General features: G+C 39.5%; 17 protein-coding genes. 1 reads left to right on the top strand and 16 read right to left on the bottom strand.

Annotated elements, in window-relative coordinates; genetic code table 11:
- Window positions 1–167: 167 nt before the first annotated feature.
- The 7 genes from V7Z64_RS04755 to V7Z64_RS04725 all read right to left on the bottom strand — a co-directional run bounded on the left by V7Z64_RS04755 (window position 168) and on the right by V7Z64_RS04725 (window position 8,739).
- Window positions 168–797 (bottom strand): polysaccharide deacetylase family protein, encoded by a 630-nt coding sequence (locus tag V7Z64_RS04755; RefSeq protein ID WP_297989379.1) that lies wholly within the window; start codon window positions 795–797, stop codon window positions 168–170.
- Between the two features lie 24 nt (window positions 798–821).
- Window positions 822–2,987, bottom strand: a complete 2,166-nt coding sequence (locus V7Z64_RS04750; RefSeq protein ID WP_297989377.1) for a glycoside hydrolase family 52 protein — start codon at window positions 2,985–2,987, stop codon at window positions 822–824.
- Between the two features lie 18 nt (window positions 2,988–3,005).
- Window positions 3,006–3,815, bottom strand: coding sequence for a carbohydrate ABC transporter permease (locus tag V7Z64_RS04745; RefSeq protein WP_442885029.1), 810 nt, complete (start codon window positions 3,813–3,815; stop codon window positions 3,006–3,008).
- 58 nt (window positions 3,816–3,873) lie between these two features.
- Window positions 3,874–4,752, bottom strand: a complete 879-nt coding sequence (locus tag V7Z64_RS04740; protein ID WP_297989373.1) for a carbohydrate ABC transporter permease — start codon at window positions 4,750–4,752, stop codon at window positions 3,874–3,876.
- A 74-nt stretch (window positions 4,753–4,826) separates the two neighbouring features.
- On the bottom strand, window positions 4,827–6,134 hold the full coding sequence (locus V7Z64_RS04735; protein ID WP_297989371.1) for an extracellular solute-binding protein: 1,308 nt from the start codon (window positions 6,132–6,134) through the stop codon (window positions 4,827–4,829).
- Window positions 6,135–6,210: 76 nt separating this feature from the next.
- Complete coding sequence (locus V7Z64_RS04730; protein ID WP_297989369.1) at window positions 6,211–6,996, bottom strand: response regulator transcription factor; 786 nt, start codon at window positions 6,994–6,996, stop codon at window positions 6,211–6,213.
- 6 nt (window positions 6,997–7,002) lie between these two features.
- Window positions 7,003–8,739, bottom strand: a complete 1,737-nt coding sequence (locus V7Z64_RS04725) for a sensor histidine kinase (protein ID WP_297989367.1) — start codon at window positions 8,737–8,739, stop codon at window positions 7,003–7,005.
- A 185-nt stretch (window positions 8,740–8,924) separates the two neighbouring features.
- Between V7Z64_RS04725 and V7Z64_RS04720 the strand changes: the two genes are divergently transcribed.
- Window positions 8,925–10,109, top strand: coding sequence for an ROK family transcriptional regulator (locus tag V7Z64_RS04720; protein ID WP_297989365.1), 1,185 nt, complete (start codon window positions 8,925–8,927; stop codon window positions 10,107–10,109).
- Between the two features lie 53 nt (window positions 10,110–10,162).
- Here the strand turns inward: V7Z64_RS04720 and V7Z64_RS04715 are convergent, their stop codons facing one another.
- The 9 genes from V7Z64_RS04715 to V7Z64_RS04675 form a co-directional block, all read right to left on the bottom strand.
- On the bottom strand, window positions 10,163–11,146 hold the full coding sequence (locus tag V7Z64_RS04715; RefSeq protein ID WP_297989363.1) for an aldo/keto reductase: 984 nt from the start codon (window positions 11,144–11,146) through the stop codon (window positions 10,163–10,165).
- A complete protein-coding gene (locus V7Z64_RS04710; protein WP_297989362.1) occupies window positions 11,143–12,204 on the bottom strand; it encodes an aldose epimerase family protein in 1,062 nt (353 codons plus the stop codon). The genes V7Z64_RS04715 and V7Z64_RS04710 overlap by 4 nt, the downstream gene beginning before the upstream one ends.
- A complete protein-coding gene (locus V7Z64_RS04705; protein ID WP_297989361.1) occupies window positions 12,201–13,199 on the bottom strand; it encodes a Gfo/Idh/MocA family protein in 999 nt (332 codons plus the stop codon). Before V7Z64_RS04705 ends, V7Z64_RS04710 begins: the two co-directional genes overlap by 4 nt.
- 172 nt (window positions 13,200–13,371) lie before the next feature.
- Window positions 13,372–14,391, bottom strand: coding sequence for a LacI family DNA-binding transcriptional regulator (locus V7Z64_RS04700; RefSeq protein WP_003397820.1), 1,020 nt, complete (start codon window positions 14,389–14,391; stop codon window positions 13,372–13,374).
- A gap of 22 nt (window positions 14,392–14,413) precedes the next feature.
- Window positions 14,414–16,357, bottom strand: coding sequence for a beta-galactosidase (locus V7Z64_RS04695; protein ID WP_297989359.1), 1,944 nt, complete (start codon window positions 16,355–16,357; stop codon window positions 14,414–14,416).
- 16 nt (window positions 16,358–16,373) lie between these two features.
- Window positions 16,374–17,885, bottom strand: coding sequence for a UDP-glucose--hexose-1-phosphate uridylyltransferase (gene galT, locus V7Z64_RS04690; RefSeq protein ID WP_297989357.1), 1,512 nt, complete (start codon window positions 17,883–17,885; stop codon window positions 16,374–16,376).
- A 3-nt stretch (window positions 17,886–17,888) separates the two neighbouring features.
- A complete protein-coding gene (gene galE, locus V7Z64_RS04685) occupies window positions 17,889–18,875 on the bottom strand; it encodes a UDP-glucose 4-epimerase GalE (protein WP_297989355.1) in 987 nt (328 codons plus the stop codon).
- Window positions 18,872–20,050 carry a galactokinase gene (locus tag V7Z64_RS04680; RefSeq protein WP_297989353.1) on the bottom strand — a complete coding sequence of 393 codons (1,179 nt, stop codon included), beginning with the start codon at window positions 20,048–20,050 and terminating at the stop codon, window positions 18,872–18,874. The genes galE and V7Z64_RS04680 overlap by 4 nt, the downstream gene beginning before the upstream one ends.
- Before the next feature lie 12 nt (window positions 20,051–20,062).
- A partial coding sequence (locus V7Z64_RS04675) for a GH36 C-terminal domain-containing protein (RefSeq protein ID WP_334109496.1) occupies window positions 20,063–20,562 on the bottom strand: 500 nt, incomplete at its 5' end.

Below are 20,562 nucleotides of genomic sequence, written 5' to 3'. Positions count from 1 at the left end.
CCATGTAAAAAGGTGTTCATACAGAAGTTGTCACTTTAAAGTGTATGTATATAAAGCACCAAAGTTCATTACGCATCCGTCCTATCTAAACTTTGTAACTAACATCATCATACAATAATAGGGGGATTTATCCCCCTATTATTACATACGAAGTTTTCTTTCCTTTCTTAAACGTCATCATTTTTATACAATTCTTTTTCCGATTGCAACAAATCACTAACAGTGACAAACTCATATCCTTGTATAAATAGCTCCTCGATAAGCACTTCAACTGCCTCAACTGTTTGAGAACGATCCCCAAAACCATCATGGAAAAGCAAAATCACCCCATTGTTTATACGCTCGCGCGTCTTAGTGATAATATGGTCTCGACCGGGCTGTTCCCAATCTAATGCATCTACATTCACCGCTCCAATCGTCTGATATTTGAAACGACTAACAATAAGTTCTATATCCTCATTGTAACGAAAATATGGTGGCCGAAACACCTTAGGTTTTCTTCCTGTAAAATTTTCGATGATTTTATCAGCATATTGAATTTCGTGCAAACATTCATGACGATTTATTAATGTCAAGTCGGGATGTGAGTACGTATGATTTCCAATCTCATGCCCAAGAACAACAACCTCCTCGACGATCTCAGGATACATGGCCATATGTTCACCAATCATAAAAAATGTCGCCTTTCCCGAAACGTTCTTAAATAAATCTAATATGCGTGGCGTATAGATCGGGTTTGGGCCGTCATCGAATGTTACCGCAACCATTTTACGAGAAGTTTCAACTTTCTCAATCATCCCGAATGCCCCTCCTTGAATTAATCATTCCACCGATTCAGAGAGACTTTTCATCCCCCGAGAAGGGGGGAATTCGTTCCCCTCTTCTAACCATAAAATGCTCGTCACACCGCGCGGATAGTATTTACTCCCACTAATCTCACCAGAAATAATTTGATCGCTCCAACTCCAGATCGAAAGCTCTGGATGGGTAAGCCATGAGACATGAGCCTCGTCGGCGCGTTTTCCTTGTTCGTTCCACTCCAAGCCTAGAAGATGGCGAGCAACGAATTGGCATAAATAAATTTTACTTAACCATGAGTTGTTACTTGTAGAGGAAATTTTCCATCCTCCATCTGAAAATAGACAAACTCCTTCCTGTAGCACATAGTTCAAGTGTGTTTTCAATGCTTGAATATATGATTTAAAACGCCCATTTTCATCCAATGCTTCATGGTTATTCGTAAAGTAAGGGAATACAAGTCCTTCAATCGCCGGAATGATTTTTGAATCATTCCCTTCACCCATTATTGCCGGAATATATCCCTCATCTGTGACATAGCTTATAATTGTTGCAGCACATCTTTCGGCTTGCTTTCCAGCTAGCATAGCCAATTGCCCGTTGCCAACATCCTTAAACAGCTTTTCTAATGCAACATAAGCCGCCCAACACTTTCCAGCTAAATATAAGTTGTTACGTGCTTGGCCAAGCGATACATCGAGACTATCATATGTCGTAATCTCTGCCCCACCCATCGTGCGGTTACTATCGAGCCCCATAATTCCATTTCGCTTTTCAGGATCCGGATGATCTCGATGAACCATACTTTCGAGACATTTCTCCAAAACCGACAGATGTTTATCGCGCCACGTCAAATCTCCTGTTTGTCGAATGTATACTGCAGCACAAAGCACCCAGTTGACGAGTTGTTCGTGTGTCATATGAGAAAAACACCCGCTAATCCCATACAATTCATACGACGAATAATGTGGACGAGAAAATGTGTTTGCTACTCCCATATCGTGAGTAAAACTGATACCACCTGGGTACTCTAACTCTTCACCAGGAAAACGAACACAATCTTCATAACTATAGCGCTCGACGTATAAATCCAATACATTTCTTACAGTCCATGGATTCATCTTTAATTCAAAAAATAGCTGATCGACAGTGAGATCAAACGTGTTCATCATTCGGTACTCGCCTTCATTAGCAACCCAAATAGGTTTTCCCTCACATTCTAGTAGCTGCGTATTACCATAGTAACTGCGTATTGCATGAGCCATCATAAACTTTTGGTCATCGGACAACCATTGTTTCTCGATGAACGCGTTAGAGTGGAATGATTGTTCCTTTAACACTTCTACATGCTCTAACGCATAAAGGGCGACTTCTTCAATGTTTTTGAAGAAACGAGTATAAAGGTAAGAAGCATCCATTCCTGCCGTAACATAGCCACCCCGATAAAAGCAAATTGCGAATTGATATGTTTTCTTCTTCCCTGGTGGAACATCCATGATAAGTGCACCGACTTTTCCAAGACCAAATGTCCAGTTTTCTTCGAACGGTGTTGTCAAAATATCTTCCATGCTGAAATGTAGCGCCGAACGCACATCGTCATGATTGGTAGCGATACTAACGATTCGTCCTTGTCCGACACCGCGAATTCCAGGACACGTATCATCGATTCGCCGCATGGATGTATACGGATCGTTCCCCTCAAATCCAAAAAAAGCACGTCTTGTTCCTGTTCCTTTTGTATTGTCAATCGTTATCTCAGCAATAATAGCTGGAACTATCGCCAATTTTAACTCTTCATCATTCGCTTTTTCCGGATCGGGCACCGACTTAACTGGAGAATAAATAGTAATTGTCAAATCTTTTGCTTTCCATGTATCCGTTCCAACATGGAACTCTCTTTCAATTTGATCCTTCGCGATCGGAAACAAAATTTTTGGTTTTTCCGGACTCGGATCAGGGTTTTCAATATCATACCTCTTACTTTCATCTTCATTCGCTATTTCTAAAAATGGCAACACATCATATATACCTGGTTCATTTAATGACTGTACACCTATAAATATATTTTGTTTTGGGGGACGGGCAAGCTCAAGATCAAAACCCCCGCTTTTACCCGGGAAACCTAATGTAAAACTCGCAAACGCTCCAACAGGTGAATGATGGGCGTTAAAAAACATGTTCGTCGGCATATTATTATTACCCCTTTCTTATCCTTTAATAGCTCCAGCAGTAATCCCTTCCATGATCTTATTACTCAAGAAAAAGAAAAGAATTAAAACTGGTAAAACGCTAATCATTAAAGTTGCTCCAATTGCTCCCCAATCTGTTGTATACTGTCCAATGAAATTTTGTATTCCGACTGTGAGCGTTTTATATTCATCTGAATTGATGAAGGTATTTACAAATACAAACTCATTCCAATTGTAAATCATATTAATAATCGTTGTTGTGACAATTACTGGAGAAGTCATCGGCAAAATGACTTGGAAAAACATTCGATGAACAGAACAGCCATCCATGATAGCAGATTCCTCTAGTTCTCGCGGTAACGCATTATAAAAACCTAACAAAATCATAATTGTAATCGGTAAATTAAAACCAATATTTGTTAAAACAATTGACATCGGGTGATCAATCAACTTTACTTTCATAAAAAAGTTAAACAGAGGAATGAGAGTCGAATGGATCGGAATCATTAATCCGACCATGAACAACCCAAGCACAACATGTTTTAATTTCCAATTCATTCGTGTGATTGCAAACGTCACGAAACTAGCTAACAATACGGTAAAAACAACCGATACGGTAGTAATCCATAAACTATTAAAGAAATAGCGACCAATATCCCCTTCAACCCATACCTTCACATAATTTTCCCAACGTGGAGGAGAAGGTAAAGAGAAAAGAGGGGTATTAAATACTTCATGATTATTTTTCAAAGAGAAAAATAACAGCCAGATAAGGGGGAGGATTTGTAGACCGGCAACTGCGAATAACACCATATAAAATAGAAACATACCAGCTTTTTTTGCATATATAATCGTTCTTTTCATCGTATGAGCACCTCTTACAACGTTAGTATTGAACTTCTTCTTCTGTATGCGTTAACTTTCGAATTAACCATGTAGCAGCAATACAAAGAATTAACAGAGAAAAAGCAATGGCACTTCCGTATCCGAAATTGAAGCTACGAAATGCTTTTTGATACATGTAAGAGGCAATCACTTCACTCGCCCCGTCTGGTCCACCACCAGTCATTACATAAATTAAATCAAAATATTTTAAAGAACCGACCACAGCTAATACGACTGTTACTTTAATCACGCCAGCAATGAGCGGCAATTTAATTTTATATGCCAATTGCCACGGATTAGCCCCATCAATAATAGCTGCCTCAATGATAGATGACGGGATATTTTTCAAAGCAGCATAGTAAATTAGTATATAGAACCCCGCATATTGCCAAATAATAGGAATAAAAACAGAGTACAGCACAATCGAAGGATCAGCGAGCCAGTTAGGCGTATCCTCCACTCCTAAGAATGAGAGAAGTTGATTCAGCATCCCATTGGAAGGATGATAAATTCGTAACCATAGCTGAGCAATAGCTACTGAAGAAAGCAACATCGGGATTAAATAAATTTTCCGAAGTATATTCGCTCCTTTTACTTTCCCAGCAAGAATGAGAGAAACAACTAAATAGCCACCGAGACTGAAAACAGAAAAAACAGCTAGTAGAAACGAGTGATACACACTTTTCCAAAACATATTGTCTTTTAACAGTTGTCTATAGTTGTCTAACGCAATAAACGTTCTCTCTCCTATTCCATCCCATTTCATCAAGCTATAGTATCCTGTCATAATGATTGGGATATAAACTAGTATCACAATGAGCAATAAAGCGGGTAGCACGTATAATGCAATGACTCGTTTATCAGACATTACCTTGTCCATATTTTATTTCCTCCTCATCCTTTTGAGGAAAAAGGACATATTGTAGCAATATGTCCTTTTTCTGTTCTACATATCTAGCGTGTGCTAGAGAGCACCTCTTGATGTTGTTTTGCGAATTGCTCTGGTGTTATACTCTCGCCAAACAGTGACTGAATTAAATTTAAGTGCGTTTGGGCAGCTTCTGGATTCATTTGCACATCAGCAAACAATGTAATATTGCTTGCGTTCGCTAATTCATTTAACACGTCAATGTACATTTGTGGCAAATCGACGTTCTCAGTATTCACTTTCGTTGCTGGAATCACGCCCGCTCTTGTTACAGAACGTTCTCCCCATTTTTCAACAAAGAATTTCACAAATTGTTTCGCTTCTTCTTTATGCTTTGAATTTTCAGAAACAAATAGGCCTACTCCTGGTCCACCAACCCAACTATCGATATTCCCTTTTCCACCTTCAACAGTTGGGAATTTAAAAAATCCTACTTTTTCTCTGAATTCTTTTGGAACATCTTCATTCGTTGTAAATTGTGGCAAATCCCATGTTCCCATCAAATACATCGCAGCCTTTTCATTTGTAAATTCTGCTTTTGCCTCATCATTCGATAAGCCGTTAAATCCTTTAATAAATGCTTTCATTTTGACTAATTGTTGAATTTCTTCAGCTGCTTGTACTAAACTCGGATCTTCAAATGTACCGCTTCCATTGATCGCATTTTTTAACGTATCTGCCCCGCCAATACGATCAGCTAAATACATATACCACATTGATCCTGTCCAACGATCTTTATTTCCTAAAGCAATTGGTGCAACTCCGTTATCTACAAGTACTTGCACAACACGCTTAAACTCTTCATACGTTTTAGGAGCTTCTAAATTGTATTTTTCAAAAATCCCTTTGTTATAGTAAATAGGTGTGATGTTTAACTCTAAAGGAAGAGCATATGTTTTTCCATCTAATGCATAAGGCTCTGTCGTTCCTGATACAAAGTTGTTACGTAACCCACCATCCAACAAATCGTCTAGAGGAGCAAAGAGTCCTCCTTTTGCATAAGGCTCTAGAAACCCTGCAGCCCACGTCATCCCAATATCAGGAAGTTCGTTTGAAGCCCCTAACACTTTTAATTTGTTTTTATACTGTTCGTTTTCCAAAATTTCTTGTTTTACTTTTACATTTGGATTTTGCTCTTCAAACTCTTTAATAATTTCATTTACGATCATATTATGCTGTTTAGAGCTTCCCGCTGGCCAAAGGTGCATGAAAGTAAGTGTTATCTTCTCATCCCCTTTCTCCGTCGAGCCTTTTTCGGTCGTTTTTTCCGAACACCCTGCTAATACAAGCATAAAAATTACCATCCACACTATTGTATGCGCTTTCTTTATCATTTTCAAAATCCCCCTTTCGTTTTCTTATTTTTAATGTAGCACGATCAATTCCTATCGGTAAGGTAACGCTTATCATTTAAAATTCCATTTTCTTTAGGTACTCTTTCCGAAAACGATATGGGGTAATTCCTTCAAATTCTTTGAATATCTTAATAAAGTACTTTGTTGTCTGATATCCTGTCATCTCACTTATTTCGGCAATCGACAAGTTCGTATTCACCAGTAAATTTTTAGCTCTTTGCAATCGACATCTCGTTACATATTCGCTAAATGTCATCTTCGTCTCTTGTTTAAATAGAGCGCTAAAGTAGCTCGGATTCAAATACACTTGCTTAGCTACATCAGTTAGACTGACATGTTTATGAAGATTTTCATGAATAAACTGAATTGCATTTTTAACTGGCGAAGAAAGTTTCTCCTCCTGTACTCCTATAATGTGATGATCTATAATTTGTTCAATCTTTTTTGCTTTTTCCCGACTTTCCGATATAGCAAGTGCTTGTTGCACTGCTTCAATGAGTTTATCTTTATCTACCGGTTTAAGCAAATAGTTGACAACCCCTAACGAAATAGCTTCCTGAGCGTACGCAAACTCGGAATAAGCGGAAATGATAATGACGACAGGTGCATCCTTTTGTTCTTTTAATGTTCGAATGAGCTTTAAGCCTGTAATCTGCGGCATTCGGATATCCGTTAATAACACATGCACTTTTTTTCTTTGCAAAATAGTAATCGCCTCTTCACCACTACCTGCACATATAATTTCGTATTTCCCCATAGACCATAGATCCAAAACTTTTTTCATTCCTTCGCGCGCCCTTGGCTCATCGTCAACAATTAAAATCGTTCTTACATCTTTCACGAAGCTTCACCTACTTTTAGGAATTTGAAATGATACGCACGTTCCCTTCCCTGCTTCGCTCTCTATACGTAACTCTCGATCCTCACCGTAGTAAAGTTGTAGCCGTCGATTTACATTCATTAGTGCGATCCCACTCCCCTTCATCGAAGAAATTGTTCTCTTTCCTAACTTTTCTTTTAATAGATGTAATTGTTTTTCATCCATTCCATTACCGTCATCTTTGACTTGAACAAGAAGTTCCTTTCCGTCTACACATTCTTTAATAATGATCCAAACGGTTCCTATCCCTGTTTTGTTTCCAATTCCATGTAACACCGCATTTTCAACAAGGGGCTGGATGAGCAATTTCGGAATATGAACATGTAAGCAATGATTTGAAACATCTATTTTCCAAACAAATCGTTCTCCCCACCTTGCTTTCATCACTTCCATATAACGTTGAATATGCTCCATCTCTTCACGAATTGTGACCCACTCGTCTTGAGTCGAATGGCTAATTGTATAGCGAAACAGTTCAGCCATATTTAATACAAATTTCGCTAACTCTTCCTCGTTTTTTTCAATGAGCGACCAATATAGCGTATCAAGTGTATTAAAGAGAAAGTGCGGGTTAATTTGTGCTTGCAAAGCTTTTAATTCGGCTTGGCTTCGAATTAGCTCTTTTTCGTAAACAACTTGTATTAAATGGTTAATGTCATTTACCAAAGAGTTGTAAGTCTCTATTAGCTCATCAATTTCGATAGTAGATGAAATCGGGGGGCTTAATTTTAACTTCCCGTTTCTTCCGCGCTGCATAATTTTCGTTAACTTTAAAATGGGTTGTGCAACGATCGTAGATAGAAAAAAGGAAAAAATAAAAAAAATGACAAAACCAAGAGCCCCCGAAAGAATGATCGCATTTTTTAAAATATCAGTGCCTTTTATAAGCGATTCTAAAGGGGTCACAATGATTACTTTCCATTTTGTAAGGGGCGATGCTTGTTTAACGACCATGTAATCTTTTTCTTCTTTTCCACCTCCATCGAGAATAGACGTGAGGTGTGACGGTAGGTTAGAAGATATTTTTTGATTATGCTCATCGATCACTACTGTGTAACTTGGATTTTCCACTTTTTGATCAGAAAGGTCGTCCAATTGAAAGTAATCGCTATGGATCCGAACTAATAAATAGCCTCCTGGTGAAAAGGAATGATCCGTCAGTCGAACTTGACGAGCTACGACGAAAAACCGGGAAGAAGTCGGATCTTTTCCAATCCAAATCATCTTTCCACGTTGTTTTTTTATTTCCTCAACCCATTGAGAACCAACACGTTCTACTAAATTCATTTCATTAAGCGGAAATACTCGTTTATAATCGTTTGTGTACAATTCAAACGATTGAACTCCATCAAAATACGTTTGATACGAGTTTACAACCTGCATTAAATATTGTCTCTCTTCAAACATCAAGCGCTCGCCTTGTATCTCCTTAGAAAACGCACGCTGAACATACATATCGTTGACAATTTGGGCGGTCAATGAATTTAATTGTTTATACAAAGATTCTAATCTTCCATTCACTTGGATAATGGTTTGTTGTATTTGTTCCTCAGCATTTTTCTTTAATAACGATGAAACAATATGAAATGTAATAATTCCAACAAACAATAACACAAGTGTCATAACAAAAATGTAAATCGTTAAAATTTGATTTCGTAACGTGTTGAAGCGTGCGATTTTCTGCTTAAAACGAATGAAGGTCATTCAATCCCACCTGTCTTTCCATAGCAATAAAACATATGTTCACAATAAACAAAATCTCTCAAAATGTGAAGATGCTTTCTCTCTTCTTGCCTTACATTATAATTTCCTTTATTTTGTTTGTCTATAAAACAAACAAAGACAACTAGAATTTTTCATACAATTATGATACATTGATAAACAGGGTGATGAACTTGACAAAAATAACTGGAAATCCACATTTAATAAAGAAAATTAATAAGGCGCTTGTTCTCGATATGGTGAAAAGCCAAGGACCGTTATCTCGGGCGGATGTCGCACAACGCTCAGGGCTAAATAAAGGTACCGTATCTTCTCTCGTAAAAGAATTAATGGATGAAGAACTCGTATATGAAATCGGACAAGGTGAATCAAGTGGCGGTCGTCGTCCTGTTCTGTTATTGTTCAATGAGAAAGCAGGATATGCAATTGGAATTGATTTAGGCGTTCATTACATTATAGGGATATTGACTGATTTACAAGGGAATATTATCCAAGAAAAGAAGGCGACATTTTATTACAAAGATTATCCAACTGTCCTCACACTTATTAAAGAGACGATTACTGATTTATTGGAACAAATGCCAAGAAGTCGCTACGGTCTCATCGGGATTGGGATTGGTGTCCCTGGGGTTGTCGATAAAGAAGGGAAACTATTGTTTGCACCAAATTTAGAATGGGTAAATATACCTTTGAAACAAGACATCGAGGAAGCTTTCCACGTGCCTGTAATCATCGATAACGAGGCGAACGCTGGGGCATACGGTGAAAAGCGAAAAGGATCTGGAGAAAATTATAACAATGTCATCTATATTAGTGCGGGCATGGGAATCGGTGTTGGTCTCATCTTGAACGGTGAATTATATCGGGGGACAAACGGCTTTTCTGGAGAGAGCGGGCATATGACGATCGAAGTTAACGGACTGCAATGCCGTTGTGGAAATATTGGATGTTGGGAGCTATATGCGTCCGAACAGGCACTGTTAGAAAAGGCAAGGGTGACTATGAATAATGAAACATCCCTTGAAATGTTACTACAACTGGCTGAAAGCAAGAATGGGGACGTTCTACGTTTATTTGAGCACATTGGTCACTATTTAGGCATTGGTATCAATAATTTAATTAATACGTTTAATCCGGAACAAATCGTTATTGGTAATCGTTTATCGATGGCAAAACCTTGGATCGAGCCATCAATCAAAAAAATCATTAACCAACGAACATTACCGTATCATCGCACACATGTCGTCATTGAATTTTCTAAGCTGTCTATTTATTCAACGGCATTAGGCATTTCCTTTTTTGCTATTGAAGAATTTTTAAAAAAAGGCGAGAAGGTAGAAGTATTTCTCTAAAAATCTAAAAGAATCTAAAAGGCACCCAATTTTCTTGGATGCCTCTTTTTATTTCAATACGCGCCCCTGATGAATGGATGGACTTGCTGCTTATAAAAAGCTTTTATTTTTTCTTTTTCTTCTTGGCTAAAAGATGGAACAGTCAATGCCTTTAAGTTGTCTTCTACTTGATCTGCCGTTTTGAAACCTGGAATGACACATGTTACTTCATCGTGATCCAAAATCCAACGCAATGCAGCTCTTGTCATATTCCCTCTTCCATTCGCAATCCATTTCAATTGTTCACTGAGTTCCACACCTTTTTGAAACTCAAGCCCAGCAAACGTCTCACCAACATTAAAATGACTACCATCACGATTAAAATAACGATGATCATTCTCTGCAAATACCGTATTTTTCTTGAATTTTCCTGTTAATAACCCGCTTGCAAGAGGCAATCGAGCTAAAATTCCTACTCCCTGAGCTTTCGCTTGTGGAAGTAGTCTCTCTAACGGTTTTTGTCGGAAAATATTCAAGATGACTTGCAATGCTTTCACGTTTGGGTTTGTTAAACAAAACAGCCCTTCTTCCACCGTCTCAACACTCACACCATAGTAACGAATTTTACCTTCTTGTTTCAGTTTATCTAACACTTCAAATACTTGACCGTCCTTCAATATTTCAAATGGCGGGCAATGGATTTGATATAAATCAATCCGTTCTCTTTGTAAACGCTTTAAACTTCCTTCGCAGTATTCCCGCACTTTTTCTTCCGAATACGTGCGGAAATCGTAAATATCCCCAGCCCGACAAAATTTTGTGGCAATATAAATATCATCTTCTTTTCCTTTTGTTGCTTTGGCTAAAAGCTCTTCACTATGACCATCTCCGTACACATCTGCAGTATCAAAAAAATTAACACCCGCATCAATTGCATGTTGTAGTCCTTTTAATGCGTCTGTATCATTCGTCTGTCCCCAAGATCCGCCGATTGCCCATGTGCCAAAACTTATTTCACTTACTTCCATTTCGGTATCCCCTAAGCGTCGGTAGTTCATCTATTATTCGCCTCCTGTACATAAAACGTATATTTTGTTATCGATGAATATAATTGTCCTGCTCGCAATATACAAGACGGAAAATAAGGATGATGTACCGCATCTGGCAACGCTTGAGTCTCTAAACAAATACCTAAATACTTTCGGGATGGTACGCCATTCATTTTTTCACCGTGAGGAATTTGGTTCCCAGTATATACGACGACACCAACTTCATCCGTTTCAACTACTAATGTTCGCCCACTTTCACGGTCAAATAAGACAATTTCTTCATCATGATGAGCATTTAACATAAATGGATGGTCATATCCTTGTCCGACTAAACGAATTTGTGGATCGGTTGACTCAATTGCTTCTTTTAACGTTTTCCCTTGGCGTAAATCAAAAGGTGTACCCGTCACATCTTTTATTTCCCCAGTCGGTATAAAATCATGATCTAACGGTAAAAAACGGTCACTTTTCATTTTTAATTCGTGTTGCAAAACATCTTTTTTTACGTTACCGCTCAAATTAAAATACGTATGATTCGTTAATGTAAACGGCGTATCTTGATCAGAAATAGCTTGATAAGAAATAATTAGTTCGTTTTTATTGTTTAATGTATATGTGACTTGCACATCGACGTTCCCAGGATATCCTTCTTCTCCATCAACACTTCGATGCGAAAAACGGACACCAACTTCTTCTTTTTTCGAAAACCCTGTTGCTTGCCAAATGACGTGATGAAACCCTTTCTCCCCACCGTGCAGATGGTTTCCATTTTCATTTGCATATAACCTATACGTTTTTCCATTTAACTCAAAACAACTATTTTTTATTCTTCCCGCTACCCTTCCGATGACAGCTCCTAAATACGGACGGTTTGTCAAATACGAAGAAAAGTCATCAAACGCTAAAACAACATTTTCATATTTTCTATTTTTATCAGGGGCGAGTATACTTGTAATGATACAACCGTAGTTTAAGCAAGCAACTTCCATTCCGTGATCATTCGTAAGTGTAAATGAAAAAATCGGTTGACCATCCACTTCTGTTCGCTTCTCCTGTACGATCCTCATTTGTCTCCCTCTTCCTTCCTTGTTTCAACTAATTCGATTACCTTCCCTGTTTTCGCTGAAAGGCGGCATACATCGAGCACTTTAGCTTGTTGAATGATTTCGTCATCTGAGTAGCTTGGCTTCGTTCGATCAATGACACATTGTGAAAAATGCTCCACTTGTAAACGATATTGATCGCCTTTGACAATTTCCTCCTTCACTATTCCTTCATCCGTTTGAATGATAATTAGACCGTCACCTTGTTGTATGTCCGGCCGATAGGCTCTCGGGACAACTAATTTCCCCTTTGTGCCAATAATTTCGTACTCATTGCGAGGGAACATATTAAAACTACAGTCGAATGAGGCGTGAACACCGTTATTCATTTGGAGCCACCCACTTGTAAGTGTGTCTACACCATATTGATCATCATAAGTGGAACAAACAGATAGTACAACCGGCTCCGCTTGTAACAAAAATCGAATAGAATGAATACAATAACATCCCACGTCTAGTAAACTTCCGCCACCAAATGTTTCATTCATGCGAATGTTATTTTCCCGCTCAGCAAGATAGAAAGAAAAGCTTGATCGTATACTTTTTACCTCTCCAATTTCTCCTGAAGCAATCATTTCTTTTACCCGTCTGTGTTGTGGATGAAACTGGTACATAAACGCTTCCATCCAGATTACACCGTTTTCTCGACAAGCTTTCACTACTTTTCGAACATCCTCTTCACATAAGGCAGCTGGTTTTTCACAAAGGACGTGTTTCTTATGCTCTGCTGCTTTAATCGCCCATTCCATGTGCAAGTGGTTAGGTAATGGAATATATACTACCTCAACCTCCGGATCAACGAGCAATGCCTCATAAGTATCGTATACTTTCGGAATATGAAACTGTTGTGCAACGTGCTGGACTTGCTCATTGCTACTTGCAATTGCTACGATCTTGGCATTCCCTGCCCTTTGAATGGCCGGGATCATCGTCTCCCTTGCAATACGTGCTGTACTCAAAATCCCCCATCCAACCCTCTTCAATGGCTTTCTCACCCTTTCTTCAATTAAGTATAAAACGGAAGAAACAACATTCTTTACCTTTTATTATATCAATATTTATTTAGTTTGTTCAATAAACAAACTAAATAAATTCTCGCAGTAAAAGAAATAGCCTTCGCCAAAGCGGAAGCTATTTCTTTACTGTGTAGATACAACTACTTTCCCTCACAACAAGTTTTGTTGGAACAACAATTTTTTTCGGTATTTCTCTTTTCGTTTGAATTTGTTCGACAAGCAATTCAACAGCCGTCTCGCCCATAAATTCCGTATAAACTTGCACAGTCGATAACGGTGGCTGGACAAACTTCGATGTTGGAATGTCGTTAAAGCCTACGATAGCCACTTCATTTGGTACATCAACTCCAGCTTCATGAAGCGCTCGCAACGCCCCGATCGCCATCGAATCGCTGGCGATAAAGAACGCGGTTGGGCGATTTGGGAGCTGGAGTGCTTGTTTCATTAACATATATCCATCTTCTGCAATAAAGCGTCCCGTTAATACATATTCTGGGATGAACATACCACGCAAATATAAATATTCATAAAATGTGCGTTCGCGCTCATCTTGAATGAGTTGACCGTCATCAACATATTCGCGCCCTCCGATGTAGCCGATATGTTTATGGCCGAGATCAATTAAATATTGAAGAACGCGAGCTGTTGCTTTTCGAAAATCAACAACGACAGAATCAAAGCGATCTTCATCAGGTGAATAGTCGACAAATACAAGATGGTTCGTCACCGATGTAAAGAGATGAATATGTTGTTTTCCAAATTTCCCAACCGCAATAATTCCGTCCAACCCCGTTAACCACTCTGATTCGTACGAACCGTCTTTCTTAAATAACTTAACTAACTCGATTTGACGTCGAAAACATTCCTTTTCGACACCAAGTCGGATCGCCATATAATATGGGTCGTCAAGCTCTTGAGATTCCGAGTACCAGTTCACAACACCAAAGCGAAGTCGATCTTTGGCATGCAGCTGGTTGCGTTCCCTCGGCGTTTTATAGTTAAGCTCTTGCGCAATTTCAAAAATGCGTTTTCTCGTTTCGTCCGATACAGATAACGTCATATCATAATTTAATACACGCGATACAGTGGCAACGGACACCCCTGCCTTCTCTGCGATTTCTTTCAATGTAGCCATTGATGCAACCCCTTTATTTATGCTAAATTTTAACGATTTGACTATCATACGGTTTGAGGGTCAAATGGTGAAACCGTTTTTCTTGATCTGTATGGTTTAAGATAAACATGTACTCACCATCATCACATACACGTCGATACACTTCGACACCTTCGTCACTTTCTACATGCCATATGTGATGTTTTTGCACAATTTCCTTTGCAAGGTCATTCAGCACATCGTCATCTATGCCCCCACCAATATAATAAACGTTCCCATCACCATATTCATTTTCAGTTATCGCGGCGAGCGGATAAAACGGGTCATCATATCGATATAACACAGTAGCCGTTGTTGGCTCAAGCAAATCACGCCAAACGGAACACATCGCTTTTCGATCTTTCCATCGTCCTTCACCAACGATCGGAACACGACGATAAGCAAGCGACTCCACTTCGTGAATATGCGCACCGACAAGGTCGCTCACATATGCAGGTAATATATGTTTAAAGTGGATGTTGTTTTGTTTATTTTTCAATCCCGTACGAAAAGAAAATATAACCGTCCCACCGCATCGGGCAAACGTTTTCAATTTTTCGGCCAACGTTTCATCGATAATTTGTAACACTGGGACGAGGAGTACTTTATATGTTGAAAAATCACGCGACACAGGAATAACGTCAATGTTCGCATTTAAACGATAAAACGGCTCATACAACCGAAGAAGTTCCGTTGTAAAATCAAACGCCTTGCTTTGTGGCTGAAAACGCCACGACCAAATATTGTCGTAATCATATAAGACAGCTATATCTGCTTGAATAGGGGATTGTAACACATGTTCAAATGTCGGAACATGTGAAAAAACAGATTGCACTTCTTTATATTTTCTTCCTCGTATATTACTATGATCTACAATCCCATAACAAAATTGCTCTGCTCCTCGATCCATACCACGCCAACTAAAATATAACATATTCGTACATCCGTGGGCGAACGCCTGATACGACCACATTTTTGCTTGATTCGGCCGCGGTAAATATCCAATCATCTCATGCCCTTGCGCTCCCATAAGTTCTTCAACAATCCAATAGTTTCTCCCAAGCAATCCGCGGTTAAAATCATGGCTCATCGCAATCGCTGCCGGGGAAATCGGTTCGTCTAGCCCTCCCCATACAGGGTAGTTATCATAAGACACGAAGTCCATGAGACGAACATTTTCCTCATGATCAAACCATTTGTTAAAGAAGCCCCCGGATACGTTTGTTGTCACTTGCTGATGAGAACCTTTATGTTTTCTTACGATGTTTGTCATTTCATGGGCAAAACGGTTGACGGAAAATGAACGAAAACGAGCCCAATCTAACTGCAAAGATGGATTATGCGTCGTAATTGTTTTCGTTGGCATTGGAATTTCTGAAAAATCGTTGTATGTCTGTCCCCAAAAAATTGTCCCGTACGCTTCATTCAACACATCAATTTGCTTATATTTCTCTTTCAAAAATTGTTGGAATTCTCGATGGCACTGTTCACAATAACACATGTCACTTCCTTCATGTCCAAATTCATTATCAATTTGCCAAGCAATAATCGCTTCTTCATCTTTGTAATGTGTCACAAGCTGCTTCGTTATATTTGCCGCATATAAGCGATATGTTGTTGAATTAAAACAATATTGTCTTCTTCCACCAAAAACACGAATACGCCCAAACTCGTCTTTAGATAAAATGTCTGGATGTTTTTTTGCTAACCAAGCAGGAAATGTCGCTGTTGGCGTACCAAACATAATTGAAAGCCCGTTCTCTTTCAACTTTTTCACTACTTCATCAAAAAAAGAAAAGTCTATATTTCCCTCTGTTCGTTCCATTAAGTGCCAAGAAAATTCCCCGATGCGAACGATGTTAGCCCCTAGTTCTTTGATTCCTTGAATATCCTCTTCAATCATTTCTTTTGGCCAGTACTCTGGATAATAGTCTACACCGATATACATCTTTTTTCCCCCATCTTTATTCATTTCGTTCTTGAAGGTGTTGAATAAAGCGATGAAACGCTCGCTTTCCTTCTTCCGTCCGCTTAAACACTCCCGCATGTTCGAGTACTTGTTCAAATCGTTTTCCTACTTCTTCTTTTAATAATTCATGTACATTATCAATAACATGATGTCTTTCCATTATGTCTTGCACCCATTCCCAATGTTTCAATAACGACGGTTCCCATTGCTCTTTTGGCGTTTTATTTTTCATATATCGTGCGATATGGTCTAGCTCATCCGCTAATCGACTAGGCAATACGGCTAATCCCATGACTTCAATTAATCCGATATTTTCTTTTTTAATATGATGAAGCTCCTCATGCGGATGAAAAATACCGTATGGATGTTGCGCTGATGTGCGGTTGTTTCTTAACACGATGTCCATCTCGTACAACTCCCCGCGTCGACGAGCAATTGGCGTGACGGTATTGTGCGGTACACCGCTTGTTTGTGCGTATATATCCACTTGAGGATCGCTATACGTTTTCCATTTTGCATAAACGAAATCGCTCACTTGTAACACATCTTGTTTTACCCCGCGTATACGTATCACTGACATAGGCCAACGGATGATGCTCATTTGTACATGAGGATAAGCTGGCAATGTAAACGAAAAATCAGATGGAGCTTTTTCAATCGCAAACGTATATTTTCCACCTTGAAAATGATCGTGCGATAAAATAGATCCACCTACAATGGGTAAATCCGCATTAGAGCCGATAAAATAATGCGGGAATTGATCTACAAAATCAAGCAACCGCTCAAACGTTTTTCTTTCCATTTTCATCGGCACATGTTTATGGCGTAATACGATGCAATGTTCATCATAATAAACGTAAGGGGAATATTGGAAAAACCAACGTTCACCGCATAGTTCAATCGGAATCATACGGTGATTCGCTCGTGCAGGATGACGAATCGTTCCTGCGTACCCCTCATTTTCAATACATAATAAGCAAGTAGGATAACGTTGTTCTTTTACGTCCTTCATGCGCGCAATGTCCCGTGGATCTTTTTCCGGCTTAGACAAGTTAATCGTAATATCCATCTCTCCGTATGCCGTAGGCGCTTTCCACCGCCTATTTTTTCTTACCCGATCGATGCGAATGTAGTTAGATGCTTGACTAAGCTCATAAAACCAAGTTGTCGCCTCTTGTTTGTTTCGCTTATATTTCTCATAAAACGTTTGAATGATCGTTGACGGACGCGCCACAAAACAATTCATGATCTCTGTATCAAATAAATCGCGATCAGTAACTGTCTTTCCAACAAGTCGTCCATGTTCTTCAGCCCAATTCATCATACGTTGTAAAATCGTAACGAGTGGCCGATCGAGAGAAGGTGTCACGTCAACTTGTTGCCATTCGTCTAATTTCAACAACGCTAATATTCGATTGCGCGTATAAATGATATCTTCTCGTTCAATTAAGCGATGATGGAGCGCATATTGAATGAGTGTTTCAATTTCTTCATAAATGTTCACCATGAGTTACACCTCTTCATATCCGTTCGGATTCGCCTGGTGCCACCCCCACGCTGAGGCGACGATTTCATCAATAGATGTGTATATCGGTTTCCATCCAAGTTCACGTTTTGCTTTTTCCGATGAAGCAACTAAACGCGCAGGATCTCCAGGTCGTCTCGGCACAACTTTTTCAGGAATCAGATGTCCCGTCACGCGTCGCGCAGCCTCAATGACTTCTTTCACAGAAAAACCGTTGCCATTCCCTAAATTGTATATGTTGCTTTCCCCACCGTTTCTTAGTTTTTCTACCGCTAATAGATGAGCATCGACTAAATCTAGCACATGAATATAGTCACGAATGCACGTGCCATCAGGCGTGTCGTAGTCATCTCCAAAAATATGAATTTCTTTCCGCTTCCGTAGCGGCACTTGCAAAATAAGTGGAATTAAATGTGTCTCCGGACGATGATCTTCACCAAGCATCGTCCCATACGCTCCAGCAACATTAAAATATCGTAAAGAAATATAGCGAATGCCGTATGCGACGTTCACCCATTTCATCATTTTTTCCATCGCTAGTTTTGTTTCTCCATACGGACTTTCAGGGTTTGTTTCATCTGTTTCTTGAATCGGAATTTGTTTTGGTTCCCCATACACAGCAGCCGTTGAGGAGAAAACAATTTGTTTGACGCCATGTTTATTCATGACATCAAGCAACACTTCTGTTCCATAAACGTTGTTGTTGTAATAAGCTAACGGCTGTTTCACACTTTCTCCAACAAGAGAATGTGCTGCAAAATGGATCACTGTATCGATTTCATGCCTTTGAAATACGCTGTTTAAAAAGTAGCGATCACGAATATCACCTTCATAAAATATCGCCTCTGGATGAACAGCTTTTCGATGCCCAGTTTGTAAATGGTCAACGACAACAACTCGTTCTCCTTTTTCGATTAAACGATACACCGCATGACTTCCAATGTATCCCGCCCCACCACAAACGAGAATCATCGCGCACTCTCTCCTTCTTTCGTAAGCTGTTTTGCCCCATCGCCAATTTTAGCTACATAAAAACTCGCGGCATAACCGATCTCAGTTTCATACATTCGCCCTACTTCTTCAACAAAGGACGAAATACAATCGTCTTTTACAATGTTTACTGTACAGCCGCCAAAGCCCGCCCCCGTCATGCGCGCACCAATCGTTCCTTTATGTTTCCACGCCGCTTCAACGAGCGTATCCAACTCTTTTCCAGTCACTTCATAATCGTTACGCAATGATTCATGTGATTGCCGCATCAATTGTCCAAACGTATATAAATCTCCTTGTTGTAAAGCGCAAGCCGCTTGCTTTGTCCGTTCATTCTCTGAAACGACATGTCGCACCCGTTTTTGTTCGATCGGAGACAATACATGTGCATATTGATTAAACTGCTCCATTGTTACATCTCCAAGCGAGTTGATGCGTACATATTGTTGTAATTTCGCTAACGCCTGCTCACATGTCGCGCGCCGCGCGTTGTATGCTGAATCAGCTAATCCCCTCTTTTTATTCGTATTTGCAATCACAATCGAACAATCCTCCAAAGACAGAGGCAAATACTCGTATTGGAGCGTTTGGCAATCGAGCAGTAGCGCATGACCTGCTTTTCCCATTCCAACCGCAAATTGATCCATAATGCCACAATTGACACCGATATATTCGTTTTCTACTTGTTGGCTAATCTTCACTAATTCCAACATCTCGATATTTAATTCAAACAAATAGTTCAACATCACGGCCGTAACGAGCTCAATCGACGCAGACGAAGATAATCCTGCCCCATTCGGAATATTGCCATAGTATAAGACGTCAATCCCATTTTGTGCATCTTTTGGCATAAGCGCACGAATCATTCCTTTCGGATAATTCGCCCACCCATGGCGCTCGTCATACGCAAGTTCGTCTTTTGTCACAGAGACAATTCCATCTTCATGAAAGTTTTTTGAATAGAGCCGAATAATCCCATCATCATTTAAACGAGCGACCGCATACGTCCCGATATGCAACGAACACGGAAGAACATATCCTCCATTATAATCTGTATGTTCCCCAATTAAATTGACACGACCGGGGGCGAAGAAAGTATGTACTTCTTTCCCTTCTTCACTGAATAATCGAGCAAAATCACGTACTAGCTCATCCATATATTTCTCCTCCTAATCGACTGCCTTTAACACCGCCAAGCAAGATACATAATCTCCAATCATGACTGTCTCCTCTGTTTTTACCGTCCCCATGTAAAACGGTGGGATAAAAAGACCGATATGCATAAGCTCATCTCCATAGAGCACTTGCGTCCGTTTCTCCATCTTTACCTCATATTTAAACGATACATCTAATCCTTTTAAGTGAAGCCTCACGAATGGAGGATTTGGTTTAGCTAAAAGACGATAAAAGACAACAATCGCCTCCTTTTTGTCATCTGAAACAACCATCCAAGCAGCATCCGTCCCTTCGAATGGACTAAGTAAACGGTAAAACGTACCGTATTGCAAAAGCTTTCGATATCGTTTAAAAAACAAAATTTGTTCTTTCACCTGTTGTTTTTCCTGGGCGGTTAAAGCGGTGGCATCTAATTCGTACCCAAACGCTCCAAACATAGCAACATGCGCTCTTGTTTCCAAAGGTGTCACACGCCCTGTTTGATGGTTAGGTA

The organism is Anoxybacillus sp. (assembly GCF_036834105.1).
In the GTDB taxonomy this organism is placed as follows: Bacteria; Bacillota; Bacilli; order Bacillales; family Anoxybacillaceae; genus Anoxybacillus.
Note: the sequence above shows the minus strand (reverse complement) of the source record. Positions and strands in the feature narration are given on the sequence as shown.